This is a genomic window from Streptosporangium minutum, from assembly GCF_002149035.1.
Lineage (GTDB): Bacteria > Actinomycetota > Actinomycetes > Streptosporangiales > Streptosporangiaceae > Streptosporangium > Streptosporangium minutum.
In genome coordinates this window covers 81,159-96,190 of record NZ_NGFP01000003.1, presented here as the reverse complement: position 1 = coordinate 96,190, position 15,032 = coordinate 81,159, and the positions used below count along the sequence as shown (strand labels likewise).

General features: G+C 71.4%; 13 protein-coding genes and 4 tRNA genes. 8 read left to right on the top strand and 9 right to left on the bottom strand.

All coding sequences use genetic code 11. The features are described from left to right. Positions 1-458: 458 nt before the first annotated feature. From CA984_RS01370 to CA984_RS01345, 6 genes are all read right to left on the bottom strand, one after another. A complete protein-coding gene (locus tag CA984_RS01370; RefSeq protein ID WP_086566973.1) occupies positions 459-1,133 on the bottom strand; it encodes a pyridoxamine 5'-phosphate oxidase family protein in 675 nt (224 codons plus the stop codon). A 245-nt stretch (positions 1,134-1,378) separates the two neighbouring features. Continuing rightward, positions 1,379-1,699 (bottom strand): VOC family protein, encoded by a 321-nt coding sequence (locus CA984_RS01365; protein WP_086566971.1) that lies wholly within the window; start codon positions 1,697-1,699, stop codon positions 1,379-1,381. Between the two features lie 256 nt (positions 1,700-1,955). Beyond that, positions 1,956-2,030: transfer RNA gene (locus CA984_RS01360), tRNA-Val, on the bottom strand. A 13-nt stretch (positions 2,031-2,043) separates the two neighbouring features. Continuing rightward, positions 2,044-2,114 (bottom strand) — tRNA-Cys (locus tag CA984_RS01355). A 25-nt stretch (positions 2,115-2,139) separates the two neighbouring features. Then, a tRNA-Gly gene (locus CA984_RS01350) sits at positions 2,140-2,211 on the bottom strand. Between the two features lie 39 nt (positions 2,212-2,250). Then, positions 2,251-2,724 (bottom strand): hypothetical protein, encoded by a 474-nt coding sequence (locus tag CA984_RS01345; RefSeq protein WP_086567009.1) that lies wholly within the window; start codon positions 2,722-2,724, stop codon positions 2,251-2,253. 234 nt (positions 2,725-2,958) lie between these two features. Here CA984_RS01345 and hutH point away from each other — a divergent pair, with 234 nt between their 5' ends. Beyond that, positions 2,959-4,506 carry a histidine ammonia-lyase gene (hutH, locus tag CA984_RS01340; protein WP_086566968.1) on the top strand — a complete coding sequence of 516 codons (1,548 nt, stop codon included), beginning with the start codon at positions 2,959-2,961 and terminating at the stop codon, positions 4,504-4,506. Here the strand turns inward: hutH and CA984_RS01335 are convergent. Continuing rightward, positions 4,487-5,695, bottom strand: a complete 1,209-nt coding sequence (locus CA984_RS01335; protein ID WP_086566965.1) for an NAD(P)-binding domain-containing protein — start codon at positions 5,693-5,695, stop codon at positions 4,487-4,489. The two genes, hutH and CA984_RS01335, sit on opposite strands and share 20 nt — an antisense overlap. Before the next feature lie 58 nt (positions 5,696-5,753). Here CA984_RS01335 and CA984_RS01330 point away from each other — a divergent pair, with 58 nt between their 5' ends. From CA984_RS01330 to CA984_RS01320, 3 genes are read left to right on the top strand one after another with little or no spacing between them, the layout of a single operon-like run. After that, complete coding sequence (locus CA984_RS01330) at positions 5,754-6,656, top strand: LysR family transcriptional regulator (protein WP_242675663.1); 903 nt, start codon at positions 5,754-5,756, stop codon at positions 6,654-6,656. Positions 6,657-6,660: 4 nt separating this feature from the next. Continuing rightward, positions 6,661-7,683 carry a chorismate-binding protein gene (locus tag CA984_RS01325; protein WP_086566959.1) on the top strand — a complete coding sequence of 341 codons (1,023 nt, stop codon included), beginning with the start codon at positions 6,661-6,663 and terminating at the stop codon, positions 7,681-7,683. Continuing rightward, on the top strand, positions 7,680-8,510 hold the full coding sequence (locus tag CA984_RS01320) for an aminotransferase class IV (RefSeq protein ID WP_207620634.1): 831 nt from the start codon (positions 7,680-7,682) through the stop codon (positions 8,508-8,510). Before CA984_RS01325 ends, CA984_RS01320 begins: the two co-directional genes overlap by 4 nt. Positions 8,511-8,514: 4 nt before the next feature. On the opposite strand, the gene CA984_RS01315 is transcribed toward CA984_RS01320, so the two are convergent. After that, positions 8,515-9,876 carry an LVIVD repeat-containing protein gene (locus CA984_RS01315; protein ID WP_086566956.1) on the bottom strand — a complete coding sequence of 454 codons (1,362 nt, stop codon included), beginning with the start codon at positions 9,874-9,876 and terminating at the stop codon, positions 8,515-8,517. Positions 9,877-10,006: 130 nt separating this feature from the next. On the opposite strand from CA984_RS01315, the gene CA984_RS01310 reads away from it, so the two are divergent. Further along, complete coding sequence (locus CA984_RS01310; RefSeq protein ID WP_242675661.1) at positions 10,007-10,594, top strand: DUF305 domain-containing protein; 588 nt, start codon at positions 10,007-10,009, stop codon at positions 10,592-10,594. Between the two features lie 69 nt (positions 10,595-10,663). Here the strand turns inward: CA984_RS01310 and CA984_RS01305 are convergent, their stop codons facing one another. Beyond that, positions 10,664-11,080, bottom strand: coding sequence for an SsgA family sporulation/cell division regulator (locus CA984_RS01305; protein ID WP_012892610.1), 417 nt, complete (start codon positions 11,078-11,080; stop codon positions 10,664-10,666). Positions 11,081-11,539: 459 nt separating this feature from the next. Here CA984_RS01305 and CA984_RS01300 point away from each other — a divergent pair. From CA984_RS01300 to CA984_RS01290, 3 genes are all read left to right on the top strand, one after another. Then, positions 11,540-11,611, top strand: a tRNA-Val gene (locus CA984_RS01300). Positions 11,612-11,906: 295 nt separating this feature from the next. Next, positions 11,907-12,569 carry a potassium channel family protein gene (locus CA984_RS01295; RefSeq protein ID WP_207620633.1) on the top strand — a complete coding sequence of 221 codons (663 nt, stop codon included), beginning with the start codon at positions 11,907-11,909 and terminating at the stop codon, positions 12,567-12,569. A gap of 330 nt (positions 12,570-12,899) precedes the next feature. Continuing rightward, a complete protein-coding gene (locus tag CA984_RS01290; protein ID WP_086566947.1) occupies positions 12,900-14,981 on the top strand; it encodes a beta-glucosidase family protein in 2,082 nt (693 codons plus the stop codon). Positions 14,982-15,032 lie beyond the last annotated feature (51 nt).

The following is a 15,032-nucleotide window of genomic DNA, read 5'->3' as shown; positions in this document are numbered from 1 at the left end:
GGGTAAGGCGGTCGGGACGCGGCGACAGGCGCGAGGCATCCCTGGCTTCGCAGCCGGCACGGGCGGCGCCCCGCGTCGTCGCCGCCGCGCTCACCGAACCTCACCGTGACTCATGCCGGAGCGTGGAGCACGCCGGCCCGTGGACTACGCCGGGCCGTGGCTTATGCCGGATGGACCATGTCGGACTGCGGACTACGCCGGACTGTGAAGCACGCCGGAGTGTGGAGTACGCCGGACTGCGGAGCACGCCGGGCCGTGGCTTATGCCGGATGGACCATGTCGGACTGCGGACTACGCCGGACTGTGAAGCACGCCGGAGTGTGGAGTACGCCGGACTGTGAAGCACGCCGGAGTGTGGAGTACGCCGGACTGTGAAGCACGCCGGAGTGTGGAGTACGCCGGACTGTGAAGCACGCCGGGCCGTGGCTCATGTCGGATGGACCATGTCGGACTGCGGACTACGCCGGGTCGTGCCGGATACGGCGGCCGGTGATCTCGACGGGGGTAATGCGGATGTAGAGTCTGCGCTCGCCGCCCGCCCACGGTTCGATATCCACGCCCGCCACGGCTGCCTCCTCCTCGGAGGAGATGTGATGGGCAGGGCCGCGGACGAGCACGCTCCAGCCCTCCCTGTTGGGGTCGTCGATGCGGTCGATCTCGAAGGCGATCTTGAACTCGACCCCCTTGACGCCGGTGCGCAGATCCTCGTCCAGCGGGCCTCCGAGCGCGGTGCGCAGCAGTAGGGCCCCGTCGTGGACCACGTAGTTGACCGGCAGGATCACCGGCCCGGTGGGGGTGTCGAAGGCCACCCGCCCCACGCCGCCCGGGGAGATCAGCCGCATGCACTCGTCAGGGTCCAGTTTCTCCAGATGTGGCCGCGCGCCCGCGGGGCCGCGTCCCGGTGGCAGGTCCACGCTGCCGCCGAGCAGCTCGTCGCTGCTGGTGCCCAGGGCCGCGGCGAGCTGGTTGACGGTGCTCGTGCCGGGCGAGGCGGCGTTCTCCTCCAGGTAGCCGAGGTAGCCGGGGTCGATCCTGGCACGTTCGGCCAGCTGCTCACGGGTCATACCGAGGGACTTGCGACGGTGCGCGATCCTGCGGCCCAGATCCCCCGGGGCCGAGAAGTGTTCGGTCATGAAATCCCCTTGCTTGCGGACCCGTGGTGGCGGCCGTGCGGGAGACCCCGGCGCGACGCCCGCGGCACCCGGTGGAGCCCTCGGCGGTGGCGCCCTCCCGGACGCCTTGTGATGGCTGGAGCTGCGGCCCTCGTTTCCGGGGGCACGGCCAGGCAGGCGCACGCACGACGGCGAGTCCGGTCAGGCTCCTGCAGACCTCCGTACCCTGCGGACCGGGTGATCACTCCGTGCCCGGCCGCGAAGGATCAGCCGACGTCGCCGCCGCCGATGCCGTCGAGGCCCACGCCGACCTGGAGCTCGACCGCACGGCCGTCGGGGTCGCGCAGGAGGTGCCGGCCGGGACCGGCGGCGGCGTCGGCGACCGCGAAGCCGAGCCGGAGCCTGCCGGTCTCCCCGGCCCCGCCGGCCGGGTAGATCTCGAAGACCGCTCCGTCCGGCAGCGTGGCCGCGTAGTGCCGTGGCCCGCCGTCGTGCTGCTCCGCGTGAAAGGTCAGGCCGAGGGCACCGTAGAAGTCACGGCACTCCTCCAGCCGGGAGGTGTAGATCACCAGAAGGGTCTGCCGCACCCGATCATTGTGAACGCCCGGGCTCCCCGCCGCCTCCCGATCGCCGGAGCGGCCTCCACGACCTCAGGGGCGGGCACCTCGTCTGCCGGATCACGCGCGGGCCGTCACGCCATCGACGCCGAGCCCGGAAAGGACAGCCAAACCCGGAAAGGACATGGGAGGACGGGAACCCGCCGGGGAAAGCCGGAAGGCCGCCGACGCCCCGAGCCGGGGTTTCGGCGGCCTTCCGACCTGAGCCCATGGACGCCATGGGCGGTGGTGGACGATACAGGGATTGAACCTGTGACCTCTTCCGTGTCAGGGAAGCGCTCTCCCGCTGAGCTAATCGTCCTCGTCGAAGCCAGAGGTGGAGACGGGATTTGAACCCGTGTACACGGCTTTGCAGGCCGTTGCCTCGCCTCTCGGCCACTCCACCGGAGTGAGGGCCCTAAAGCCCTTCGAGCGGAAGACGGGATTCGAACCCGCGACCCTCACCTTGGCAAGGTGATGCTCTACCACTGAGCCACTTCCGCGCGTGTCTCCGGGCTCGGCCCGGCCTCACGCATAGAACTCTAGCGAATACTCGCCGACTCCCCAAACCGGAGCACGCCGACCTGCTCGGCGTACCAGGTGATCCCGGCCACGTGCTCGGCGATCAGCCGCAGGGTCCAGTTGGGGTCGCGGGGGAGATCCCATGCCTCGGGGCCGGCCGCCGAGTAACGGTGCACGTAGGACGCGCCGAGGCGGGTCCAGCGGGATCGGGCCTCGGAGAGGTCGAGTTCCGCGAAGCGGGACCAGTCGGAGTCGAGGGTCACCGTCCGGCCGTGCCAGGCGTCGGGCAGGGGGGTGGCCCCGGCCAACAGCGCCTCCACCTCGGCGAGGTGGTCGACCAGGTGGTCCTGGATCCGGCGCGCGGCCTTCGCCGGCGTCCAGAGGTTGGCTCCGTCCGTCACGATCGGCCGGCCGTCCCAGGCGAGCCACGTCTCGGCGAGGGTGAGGCAGCGGTCGACGGCGTCGGCGACGAGCTGTGCGGGATTGTTCGGCATGCTCCGATCGTGCCCGGAGAACGCTTCGGCCGGCGTCGAAGCGTGGCCGAGGTACACGTCACGGCCGGAGTGGGCGCCTACCAGGGCCTTCTCCGGCCCGCACGGGTGTCGCCGCGACGCGGCGCGGCGGATGATGGAGGTCACGGAATTCGGTAATGGGGGCATAGCGGTGATCTCTAGCTGTAAGGGGCTAACATCGCATACGCCAGTTACCTAGTGCGAGAGAGTGACACCATGCGCGACAACGAGGTCGTGAACATCGGTCCGGAGCCGCTGAGCTTCGACGAGGTCGTCAGGGTGGCCCGGCACGGCGCCGCGGTACGTCTCACCGACGACGCCGTGGCGGCGATGGCCGCGGCCCGCACCCGCGTGGACGAGCTCGCCGAGAGCCCCACCCCCGCCTACGGGGTGTCGACCGGGTTCGGGGCCCTGACCACCCGGCACATCGACCCCTCGCTCCGTGCCCAGCTGCAGCGCTCCCTGGTCCGATCGCACGCGGCGGGCTCCGGCCCCGAGGTGGAGACCGAGGTCACCCGGGCGCTGATGCTGCTGCGCCTGCACACCCTGGCCACCGGCCACACCGGAGTGCGCCCGAAGACCGCCAAGGTGCTCCAGGACCTGCTCAACGCCCGGATCACCCCCGTGGTGCACGAATACGGCAGCCTCGGCTGCTCCGGCGACCTCGCACCGCTCTCCCACGTCGCGCTCACGATCATGGGCGAGGGCGTCGTCCGCGACGCGTCCGGAGAGCGCGTGGACGCCGCCGAGGCACTGAAGCAGGCGGGCGTCGAGCCCGTCGAGCTCGCCGCCAAGGAGGGGCTCGCGCTCATCAACGGCACCGACGGCATGCTGGGCATGCTGATCCTGGCCATGGACGACCTCGGCCGCCTGTTCAAGACCGCCGACATCAGCGCGGCCATGAGCGTGGAGGCGCTGCTCGGCACCGACCGTGTCTTCGCCGCCGACCTGCAGGCCCTGCGCCCGCACCCGGGACAGGCGGCCAGCGCCGCCAACCTCCGGGCCCTGCTGGCGGACTCCGGGATCATGGACTCGCACCGGGACGGCACCTGCACCCGCGTCCAGGACGCCTACTCGCTGCGCTGCGCCCCGCAGGTAGCCGGAGCCGCCCGCGACACCCTCGCCCACGCCGCCGCGGTCGCCGCGCGCGAGCTCGCCTCCGCGATCGACAACCCGGTGGTCCTCGCCGACGGCCGGGTGGAGTCCAACGGCAACTTCCACGGCGCGCCCGTGGGCTACGTGCTCGACTTCCTCGCCATCGCGGTCGCCGACATGGCGAGCATCTCCGAGCGCCGTACCGACCGCATGCTCGACGTGGCCCGCAACCACGGACTGCCCGCCTTCCTCGCCGACGACCCCGGCGTGGACTCCGGGCACATGATCGCCCAGTACACCCAGGCCGCGATCGTCTCCGAGCTCAAGCGCCTGGCAGTGCCCGCCAGCGTGGACTCCATCCCGAGCTCCGCCATGCAGGAGGACCACGTCTCCATGGGCTGGTCGGCGGCCCGCAAGCTGCGCCGCTCGGTGGACGGCCTGACCAGGGTGCTCGCGGTGGAGATCCTCACCGCGGCCCGGGCACTCGACCTGCGGGCGCCGCACCGGCCCGCCCCCGCGACCGGGGCCGTGGTCGCCTCCCTGCGCCAGTCGGTCCCCGGTCCCGGCCCGGACCGCTTCCTCGCCCCGGAGATCGAGGCGGTGGTCCGGCTCGTCGCCGACAACACGGTCGTCGCCGCGGCGGAGTCGGTCACCGGCCCGCTGGGATAGCGGCGATCACCTCCACCTCGATCAGCAGCCCCGGCCGGAACAGCCGCGACACCTCCACGGTCGTGCTGGCCGGGGGCTCGCCGGTGATGTGACGGCGCCGGACGGCCGCGTACTCCGGCAGCAGCGACATGTCGGTGAGGTGCGTCCGGATGTGGGTCACGTCGTCGAACGTGCACCCCTGGTCGGCGAGGACGAGCGCCAGTGCCTCCATCACGTGTTCCGACTGGCGCGTCATGTCGCCCTCGCCGACGACCCGGCCGGCCTCGTCCAGTGCCACCTGACCGGAGACGAACAGCAGGTCTCCGGCCCTGGTGGCGTGGGAGTAGAGGCCGTTGGTCGCCGGGACCGACGCCGGGTTCAGCTTCTCCACGCCCGTACGGCGGGCCGTGCCGACGTGCCCGAAGACGGCCGTCAGGTCCCTGTCGCCCAGTCCGGCGGACGCCGCGCCCAGGAGCCTGTCCCTGGCCGCCGCCGCGAGCGTCTGCGTCGGGTGCGAGGCCAGCACCAGGTCCTTGGCCGCCAGTCCGAGGGCGTAACGCGTCTCGGGCGGGCCGTTCTCGACGGCCGGCCGGATCCGCTCGACGAGCGTTCCCAGCGGGGTCTCACCGAGCACGTCCAGCAACGCCGCCGTGTCCACGCCGGTCGCCTCGCCGTAGGCGAGGGTCTCGGCGAGGAGCACCTGGGCGGGCACCAACGCGCTCATCACCGCCAGCTTCATCGCGGCGCCCGCGCCGGGCCCTCCGGCCTCCCGGACGTGGCCGAACACCCCGAGCACCTCCCGGCAGCGTGCCAGGTCCTCCGGCAGCCCACCGGCCAGCACCGTCAGCGTGCCGTCCCGCGCGGGCTGCACGCTGCCCAGCACCGGCGCGTCGACCAGTCCCACCTGCGAGGGGAGCCTGTCACGGAGCTCGGCCACCGCCTCGGGCCCGATCGTCGACATCTCCACGACCAGCGTCCCCGGCCGCAGGCCGGGGGCCGCGTCGGCGAGCACCCGCCTGACCGCGGCGGGGTCGCTGAGCATGGTGACGACCAGCTCCGCCTCCGCCACGGCCTCGGCGGGTGACGCCGCGCCGAAGGCCCCCTCGACCGTGCGCGGGGTGCGGTTCCACACCGTCACCTTGTGCCCGGCCTCCACGAGCCGCCGTGCCATGAGGGCACCCATATGTCCCAGACCAAGAAAAGAAATCATGGGATCCACGGTAGGGACGGCCAAGACATTCCACCAGCGACTAGATTGCATGTGAGCCATGCGAAGGAGGAATGTGTTCGACACCGACGCGCTGCGCCTGCTGGACGCGGTGGCCCGCACCGGGTCCTTCACCGGGGCGGCGGCCAAGCTCAACTACACCCAGTCCGCGGTCTCCCGGCGCATCGCCTCCCTCGAGCAGCAGGCGGGCGGCCCGCTGTTCGACCGCCTCGCGCGCGGGGTACGGCTGACGCCCGCCGGTGAGACGCTCCACCAGCACGCGCGGGTGGTGCTGAACCGGCTGGCCAGAGCCGCCGACGAGCTGGCGGGCATCCACGGCGGCTACAGCGGGCGGCTGCGCGTCGGGGCGTTCGCCACCGCCAACGTCGCGCTGGTCCCGGGCGCCCTGCGGACCTTCCGGCGGCAGTTCCCCGAGGTCGGCCTCGCCCCGGTCGAGGGGCCCAGCGGCGGCCTGCTGCGCCGGATGCGCGAGGGCGAGCTGGACGTCGCCGTGGTCAGCGACTACCCCTCCGGCCTGCCGTACGACGACGAGGTGGAGATCACCCCGCTGGTGGAGGACGAGCTGCTGGTCGCGCTGCCCGGTGACCATCGGCTGGCGGGGCGGGAGAGCGTCGACCTGCGCGAGCTGCGGGAGGAGACCTGGATCGAGGCGTCCCCGCCCGGCCGGACGACCATGCTCGAAGAGGCGTGCGCCCGCGCCGGGTTCACGCCCCGCGCCACGGTCAGGATCGCCGAGTGGACCGGCAAGTTCGGGTTCGTCGCGGCCGGACTCGGGATCACCCTGGTGCCCGCCATCGCCGCGCCGGCCGTGCCGCCCGAGCTCGTGCTCCGCTCCCTGGGCGACCTCGCCCCGCACCGGACCGTCTACGCCGCCCTGCCGGGCACGCCGCTGCCCGCGGCCCGCACGCTGGTACGCCTGCTGTCCGAGGCAGCGGGACAATAGCGGAGTGCATGACTCATTTGCGCATGTAGGGGGCCATCTGGCCACCCGGCTCCGCGACATCACCACCGACCTGGCCGCACTCGACGGCGAGGGCTGGTGGGCCGTCGTGGTCGACTACGAGGGCAAGGTCACGTGCGCCAGGTTCGACGACGTCCGGCCCGCCCCGCTGCCCGTGCCCCACGGCCCCTGGCGCGGGCCGCACCCGTCGTCGTGGCGGAGCTCGCTGGACCGGGCCGCCTACGAGGACGGCGTGCGCCGCATCCGCGCCTACATCGAGCGGGGCGACGTCTACCAGGCCAACCTGTGCCGGGTGCTGACCGCGCCGCTGCCAGGGGACCCGGACCTGCCCGCGCTGGCCGTACGGCTGGCCGAGGGCAACCCCGCCCCCCATGCCGCCACGGTGAGCCTGCCCGGCCTGGGCGTGGTGTCGGCCTCGCCCGAGCTCTACCTGGCCAGGGACGGTGACGCGATCGAGTCCGGGCCGATCAAGGGGACCGGGGTCACCGCGGAGGACCTGCTGGAGAAGGACTACGCGGAGAACGTCATGATCGTCGACCTGGTCCGCAACGACCTGGGCCGGGTCGCCGCGGTCGGCTCGGTGAGCGTGCCGGCGCTGTGCGAGATCGAGGAGCATCCCGGCCTGGTGCACCTGGTCTCGACCGTCCGGGCCCGGCTCGCGCCGGAATTCGGCTGGCCGGAGCTGTTCTCCGCGACCTTTCCTCCCGGATCGGTGACGGGTGCCCCGAAATCTTCTGCCCTGAGCATCATCAATGAGCTCGAACCCGGGCCACGCGGGCCGTACTGTGGGACTGTGGGCTGGGTCGATGCGGACCGGAGCCGGGCGTCGCTGGCCGTGGGCATCCGCACCTTCTGGCTCTCGTCCGGCGAGATCCACTTCGGCACGGGCGCGGGCATAACCTGGGGCAGTGAACCCGAGCGCGAGTGGCGCGAGACCGAGTTGAAGGCCTCCCGGCTCATCGCGCTCGCTTCCACGTCAGGTTCAGCAGGTTCAGGAGGAGTCATATGAACGTGCCCGTATGGGTCAACGGTGAACTTATCGATCCGGAGCAGGCCACCGTCTCGGTGTTCGACCACGGCCTGATGGTCGGGGACGGCGTCTTCGAGACCATCAAGTGCGTCAACGGCGCCTCCTTCGCCCTCACCCGTCACCTCGACCGGCTCCGGCTCTCCGCCCAGCGGATGGACCTGCCCGAGCCCGACACCGACGCGATCACCGAGGGCATCCGCGCCTGCCTGGCCGAGGCGCCCCCGTGGCAGCTCGGCCGGATCCGGGTCACCTACACCAGCGGCCCCGGCCCGCTCGGGTCCGACCGCGGGGACAAGGGCTGCACCACGGTGGTGATCGTCGACGAGCAGAAGCCGTTCCCGGCCACCGCCGACGTCACCGTCGTGCCCTGGCCGCGCAACGAGCGTGGCGCGCTCGCCGGGGTGAAGAGCACCTCCTACGGGGACAACGCCAAGGCCCTGTTCTACGCCAAGGCCAGGGGCGGCGGCGAGGCGATCTTCGAGAACCTGGCGGGCGACCTCTGTGAGGGCACCGGCAGCAACATCTTCATCGTGCGCGACGGCCGCCTGCTCACCCCCACGCTGTCCTCCGGCTGCCTGGCCGGGGTCACCCGGGCGCTCACGCTGGAGTGGTGCGGCGGCTCCGAGGAGGATGTCCCGCTGTCGGCCCTCTACGAGGCCGAGGAGGCGTTCCTGACCTCCACCACCCGCGACATCCAGCCGATCCGCGCGGTCGACCAGACTGTGCTGCCGGCCGCGCCCGGCCCGATCACCGCCAAGGCGATGCGGGTCTTCGCCGAGCGCGGCGCCGCCGACCTCGACCCGTGACGGGTCACTGCGGATAGGACACCTGGGTCTGGGCGTTCAGCTCCTTGACCGTGACCTTCTTGGCCGGATCGGTCAGCGGGTCGTCGATCCGGAGCACGTCCAGGCCCTTGGTGATGTCGCTGGAGTAGATGTGGCCGTTGTAGTAGTAGGCCGACCACGAGCCGCCGACCCCCTCGACGGGGCCCCGCTCGAAGAAGCCGATCTCCCGGGGGTTGTCCGCGTCGGTGAAGTCCAGGATCGACACCCCGCCCTGGTACCACGACTGGACCATGATGTCCCTGCCGGGGACCGGCAGCAGTGATCCGTTGTGCGCGACGCAGTTCTCGTCGGGCTGCTGCTCCCTGGGGATCTTGAAGTAGCCGCGGAGCCGGAGGGCGCGGCCCTCGCTGAGGTCGTACACGGCGTCCGCCCCGTGCTTCTTCGGCGTGCCGGAGTCACAGGTGGCGCTGACACCGCCGCCCAGCTCGTCGCCGAAGACCACCTTGGTGGCGTCGTTGTTGAACGTGGCCGAGTGCCAGATCGAGAAGTTCTCCTCGTCGCGCACGTGCTGGAGCACCTTGGGGTGCACCCTGTCGGAGATGTCCATCAGGATCCCGTCACCGAAGCACGCGGCGGCGGCCAGGTCCTTCTCCGGGTAGGCCGTGATGTCGTGGCAGCCGCCCAGTCCGTCCTCGCCGCCGCCTTCGGAGAGCACCGGCTCCGAGACCACCTTGGCCCCGGCCGGATCGGCGGTCGGCACCTCGACTATGGAGATCTTGTTGTGCGGGGCCGGGCAGGTCGTCGACTCGGGCTCCGGGCCGGGGGAGGAGACGTAGAGGTAGACCTTCTTCCCGTCCTTGCCCGGGACGAGGGTGTGGGTGTGGGAACCGCAGTCCGTGCGGACCGCCGACACGAACCGGGGATGGGCCTTGTCGGCGACGTCGAAGATCCGGATGCCCTCCCAGCCGCCTCCGCCGCCGTTCCTGCCCGATTCGGCCGCGCAGTCGGGGCCGCTGCGCGGCGAGTCGACCGACAGGAACAGCAGGTCCCCGCTCACCGAGACGTCGTTCTGCTCGCCGGGGCAGAGCACCCGGCTGACCGCGGTGGGCCTGGCGGGGTCGGACACGTCGAACACGCTGAAGCCGTCGTAGTTGCCGACGAACGCGTAGTCGCCCTGGAAGGCCAGGTCGGTGCCCCAGGCCTGGGGCCCGTCGAGCGGCGCCTCCGGCGGCACGTTGGCCACATGCGTGACGTTGGCGCTGTGCGTGACGTCTCCGGAGGCCGTCGCGCCCGCCGAGGCGGCCGCGGACGCGGTGGCTGACGCGGTGGCCGTGGTGGAGGCTGCCCGGGGGACGGCGGGCTCGGCGTCCGCGCCGCATCCGGTCACAACAAGCAACGCCGCCAACCCGAATGCCACGCCTGATCGCATAGTGCCCCCATTGCGCCGATTACCTTGCCCCATTATTGAAGGTATGCGGGGAATGTGTTGGTCGTATGGGGTTATCGTCGCGATCTCGATGACATCGGTCCTCGCCGGCTGCGCGGCGGGCGGAAACGGAGAACGGGCCCCGCTGGTGGCGGGCACCGGAGCCCCGGTGATCATCCCGGGGGGGCCGGGCGACGCGGGCCGTACGGCGGAGCCGGGTGAGCGGCTCGGGGTGTCGGAGGCCCGCGTGTCGGCGGCCGACGTGCGGTTCGCCGAGGGCATGATCCCGCACCACCGGCAGGCGCTGGAGATGGCGGCGCTGGTCGCGCCCCGGTCGGCGTCGGCGGCCCTGCGGACGCTCGCCGACAGGATCACCGCCGCGCAACGGCCCGAGATCGCGGCCATGTCCTCATGGCTGAAGGCTGTCGGCAGGCCCCCGGAGGGGCACGCGGACCACACGGTCACCCTGGAGCAGATGAACCGGCTCAGGGCGGCCAGGGGCGCGGCCTTCGACGAGCTCTTCCTGACCTTGATGATCACCCACCACGAGGAGGCGATGACCATGGCCAGGCGGCAGCTCCAGGACGGCACGGACCGGGCCATGCTGTCCACGGCCAAGGACGTCCTGTCCGGGCAGGGGATCGAGATCGCCCGGATGAGGAGGCTGCTGCGGGGCTAGGCCCCGGAGCCGGAGGGAGCGGGCGCCGGGGCGCCGGCGTGGGCCGGCCGCCCCGCGGGCCACGTGGGGTCAGGAGCTCCAGAGCATGTTGCTGAGCTCGGCGTCGAGGTCCATGAAGTCGGTCTCGCGACCGGCGGGGACCAGCTCGTAGGTGCGGTGCAGGAACTCCGTGAGCGGAGCCAGAGGCACCTCGAACAGGGCCTGTCCGAACGGTGACGTGAGACTGATGTGCAGGGTGCGTTCGCCGTCGGCGCGCGCAGGCCACACCTGGACGTCTCCGTCGCCGACCCGTCGCACGATGCCGACGGTCAGCAGTTCGCGGGCAAAGATCCACTCGACCGGTTCGTCGTTCCCCACATGGAAGGCCATTCTGATCGCGTAAGGATCATCGGCCGTGTAGCTGAGTCCGGCGAGCAGGGGGACGGTGGTACGGTCGGGGACCACAAGCCGAAGGCCAAGCTCGGCAGAGACGGTGGCGCTGTTCATCGTCAGCCAAACCTTTTTCGTCGTCGGTCCCCTCTTCGGGGCTTTCACTGCTCTGACGGACTTTGTCCCGAGCTATGACGCGGAACAAAGAAACCTGTAGGAAAGATTCCGCCTCCAGGCCCTTCTGTAACACACATCACAGCGCGACATTTGGGCATCTACCTGGCTAAACATCGCCAACAGGGCCGTATTTGCAAGGGTTTTGCGTATCGTTTTGGTCACCGTCGACTCCCCTGTGGGGGCGTCTCGGGCGATAGAGGTCCAGCTTGGGTCGTTCGGTGCTTCTGCGGATCAGGACGATGCTATGACACCGTAGCCCCCCGCCGGACGCATCCCCAGACCTTTGGTTCATGACCGTGTTGCCCCTCAAGATCATCTCTGGTCCCGGTGTCGCTTCGCCAGCGGTCCCGGATTGCGGTATGGTTTTCCACGTCGGCACCGCGAGGAGCCAGACGGGGCGGGCGATTAGCTCAGCGGGAGAGCGCTTCGTTCACACCGAAGAGGTCACTGGTTCGATCCCAGTATCGCCCACAGGTAGTAGACGCAGGTAGAGGCCCGGAGGTTGCCAACAATCTCCGGGCTTTTTGCTTTCCGGGGCCGATCGGTGCCCGATTTTGAGGGCGCCGCGGGGGTAGATCTCCCCAGCTCGCCCTCAGCGGCACGGCCCGTCTCGTCTCGGCCATGCCCGCGCTTCCGCCGTGAGCGGACTCCGTTCGTCCGGCGCGTCGCCGGAGATTCTCCGGTTAAGGATCGGCGCCGTCGGTTTGCATGCTTTTGCGTTAGCGTGTCCCCCCTCAGCTGGGGACTCACGGGGAGAAGACGACCGTTGGCTGGCAGAGGAAACGATCCCGTAGTGGTGGTCGGGCTCGGCAGGTTCGGCAGCTCGCTCGCCGTGGAGCTCGCCCGCAGGGGCACCGAGGTGCTGGCCATCGACAGCCGCCCCAAGGTGGTGCAGAGCCTGGCGGGCAAGCTCACCCATGTCGTCGCGGCCGACTCCACCGACCTGGAGGCCCTGCGCCAGCTCGGCGTGCCCGACTACTACCGGGCGGTGGTCGCCATCGGCACCGACATCGAGTCCAGCATTCTCACCACGTCCCTGCTGGTGGAGCTGGAGATCGAGGACGTCTGGGCCAAGGCGGTCAGCCGTGATCACGGACGCATCCTGGAGCGCGTCGGCGCCCACCACGTGATCCTTCCCGAGCATGACATGGGGGAACGCCTGGCCCGCCTGCTGAACGGGCGGATGCTCGACTACATGGGGGTGGACGGCAACTACGCGCTGGTCAAGACCAGGCCTCCCCGGGAGTTCGTCGGCGTCCCCCTCGCCCGGTCCGGCCTGCGCCGCAAGTACGGGGTGACCGTGGTCTGCGTCAAGGGCCAGCACGACGAGTTCACCTACGCCGCGGCGGACACCGTGCTGAGCTACGGGGACGTGATCATCATCGCGGGCCCGGTCGAGCAGGTGGAGCGGTTCACCGAGCTGCCGTGAACAGACGCCCCCGGCCGCGGGCCGCGCGTTCCCTTGGCGGACCGTCCGCTCCCGGCGGTGAACCGGGGGGCGGCCACGGGTCGTCGCTCCGGGCGGTGACCCGGGGGTCCGGCCACGGGTCGTGCTCCCGGCGGTGAACCGGGGAGCCGGCCGCGGACCGTCCGCTCCCGGCCGCGCATCACGCGTTCTCCGGCCCCGGCGGGAAGGGCGACTCTGTCTCCATGTCACATCGCATTCCCCCGTTTTTGGCCGGAGGGCATAGAACGGGGCCGGTGAACGCGATCACAATCGCCTCCTGACCGCTGTGACACCGGCCCGCCGGGAGGGACCATGCCCGACCTCCGTCACGTTCCCCGAGCGCTCGCGGTGGCCGCGGTCCTGGCGGCCGCGCTGCTGCGTCCTCCCGCGACGGCCGCCGGCGACGAGCCCGGCCACCCCTGGCTGGACCCCGCCAGGCCCGTCGCCGAGCGGGTGGATCTCCTGCTCGGCGCGATGACGCAGGACGAGAAGCTGAACATGATCCGCGGGCACGGCCTCGCGCTGATCCCCCGGGGACGGGTGGCGCCCGTTCCCCGCCTGGGGATCCCCGAGCTCCGCATGCACGACGGCCCGCACGGCGTGAGCGACGTGAGCGGTGTGACCGCCTTCCCCGCGCCCGTCACCCTGGCCGCCACCTGGGACACCGCTCTCGCCCGCCGGTTCGGGGCCGCCCTCGGCGCCGAGGCGAGGGGCAAGGGCGTCAACGTCTACCTCGCCCCCGCCGTGGACATCCTGCGGGTGCCGCAATCGGGAAGGGCCTGGGAGAGTTTCGGGGAGGACCCCTATCTCGCCTCCGCGATGGCGGGGGAGGAGGTCGCCGGGATCCGGGGGCAGAACGTCATCGCCACCGCCAAGCACTACGTCGGCAACAACCAGGAGACCGACCGCATGCGGGTCGACGCCGTGATCGACGAGCGGACGCTGCGGGAGATCTACTACCCGCCCTTCGAGGCCGCCGTCAACGCCGGGGCCGGCGCGGTCATGTGCGCCTACAACAAGGTCAACGGCCCGTTCGCCTGTGAGAACCCCCAGACGCTCACCGCCGACCTGAAGGACTCCATGGGCTTCGGGGGCTGGGTCATGTCCGACTGGCTGGCCACCCGGAGCGGGCAGAAGGCCGCCTTGGCCGGCCTGGACCAGGCGATGCCGGACGACCCGCTGTTCGCCGTGAACCTCAAGGCGGGGATCGCCCTGGGGACGTTCCCCGCCGCGCGGCTCGACGACATGGTCCGGCGCGTGCTCACGCCGATGTTCGCCGACGGGCTCTTCGAGACCGGGTACGGCGCGCCGGACCGGGACGTCCGCACTCCCGAGCACACCGCGCTGGCCCGCGACATCGCGGTCTCCGGCACCGTCCTGCTCAAGAACCGCGAGGGGATCCTGCCGCTCACCGGCGGCCGGATCGCCGTCATCGGGACCGCCGCGCACGACAACGTCGAGATCACCTCCGCCGGCTCCGGCCGGGTGCTGCCGCCCTACGTGGTCACGCCGTACCAGGGCCTCAACGCCAGGGCCGGCGGCACCGCGACCTACTCGCCGGGAGACGCGGAGGGGGCGCTTCCGTGGGACGTCGGCAAGCGGCTGCGCGACGCCGCCGACGCGGCCCGGCGGGCCGACGTCGCCGTGGTCGTGGTGGGCCTGTCCTCCAAGGAGGGGGAGGACAGGCCGGACCTCGGGCTGCCGGGCAACATGGAGACGCTGATCGAGACCGTCGCCGCGGCCAATCCGCGCACGGTCGTCGTGCTGACCGCCCCCGCGCAGGTCCTCATGCCCTGGGCCGACCGGGTCAAGGGCGTGGTCTCGGCCTTCGTCGGGGGGCAGGAGCTCGGCAACGCGCTCGCCTCCGTGCTGTACGGCGACGCCGACCCCGGCGGACGCCTGCCGATGACGTTCGCCGCCAGGGCCGCCGACTACCCGGCGAGCACTCCTGAGCAGTTTCCCGGGGTCGGCCACCGGCAGGTCTACAGCGAGCGGCTGCGGGTCGGCTACCGGCACTTCGACGCCACCGCTCTGACGCCGCTGTTCCCCTTCGGGCACGGCCTGTCCTACACGAGCTTCTCCTACGACTCCCTGTCGATCGCCGGGGCCACGGTGCGCGCCAGGGTGACCAACACGGGCTCACGCGCGGGCGTCGCCGTACCGCAGCTGTATCTCGGGTTCCCGCCGGAGGCGGGAGAGCCGCCCCGGCAGCTCCGCGGGTTCGCCAGGCTCCGGCTCGCGCCGGGGGAGTCGGCGACCGTCGTCTTCCGGCTCCCGGAGCGGGCGTTCCAGATCTGGACGCCCCAGGGGTGGAGCACCGTGCGCGGCGACCACACCGTCCAGGTGGGCGCCTCCTCGCGGGATCTCCCCCTCAGCGGGACGTTGACCCGCTGAACAGCCGACGCCGCCGGTCCGCGCCCTAGACTGGACGCAACCACTAGAATG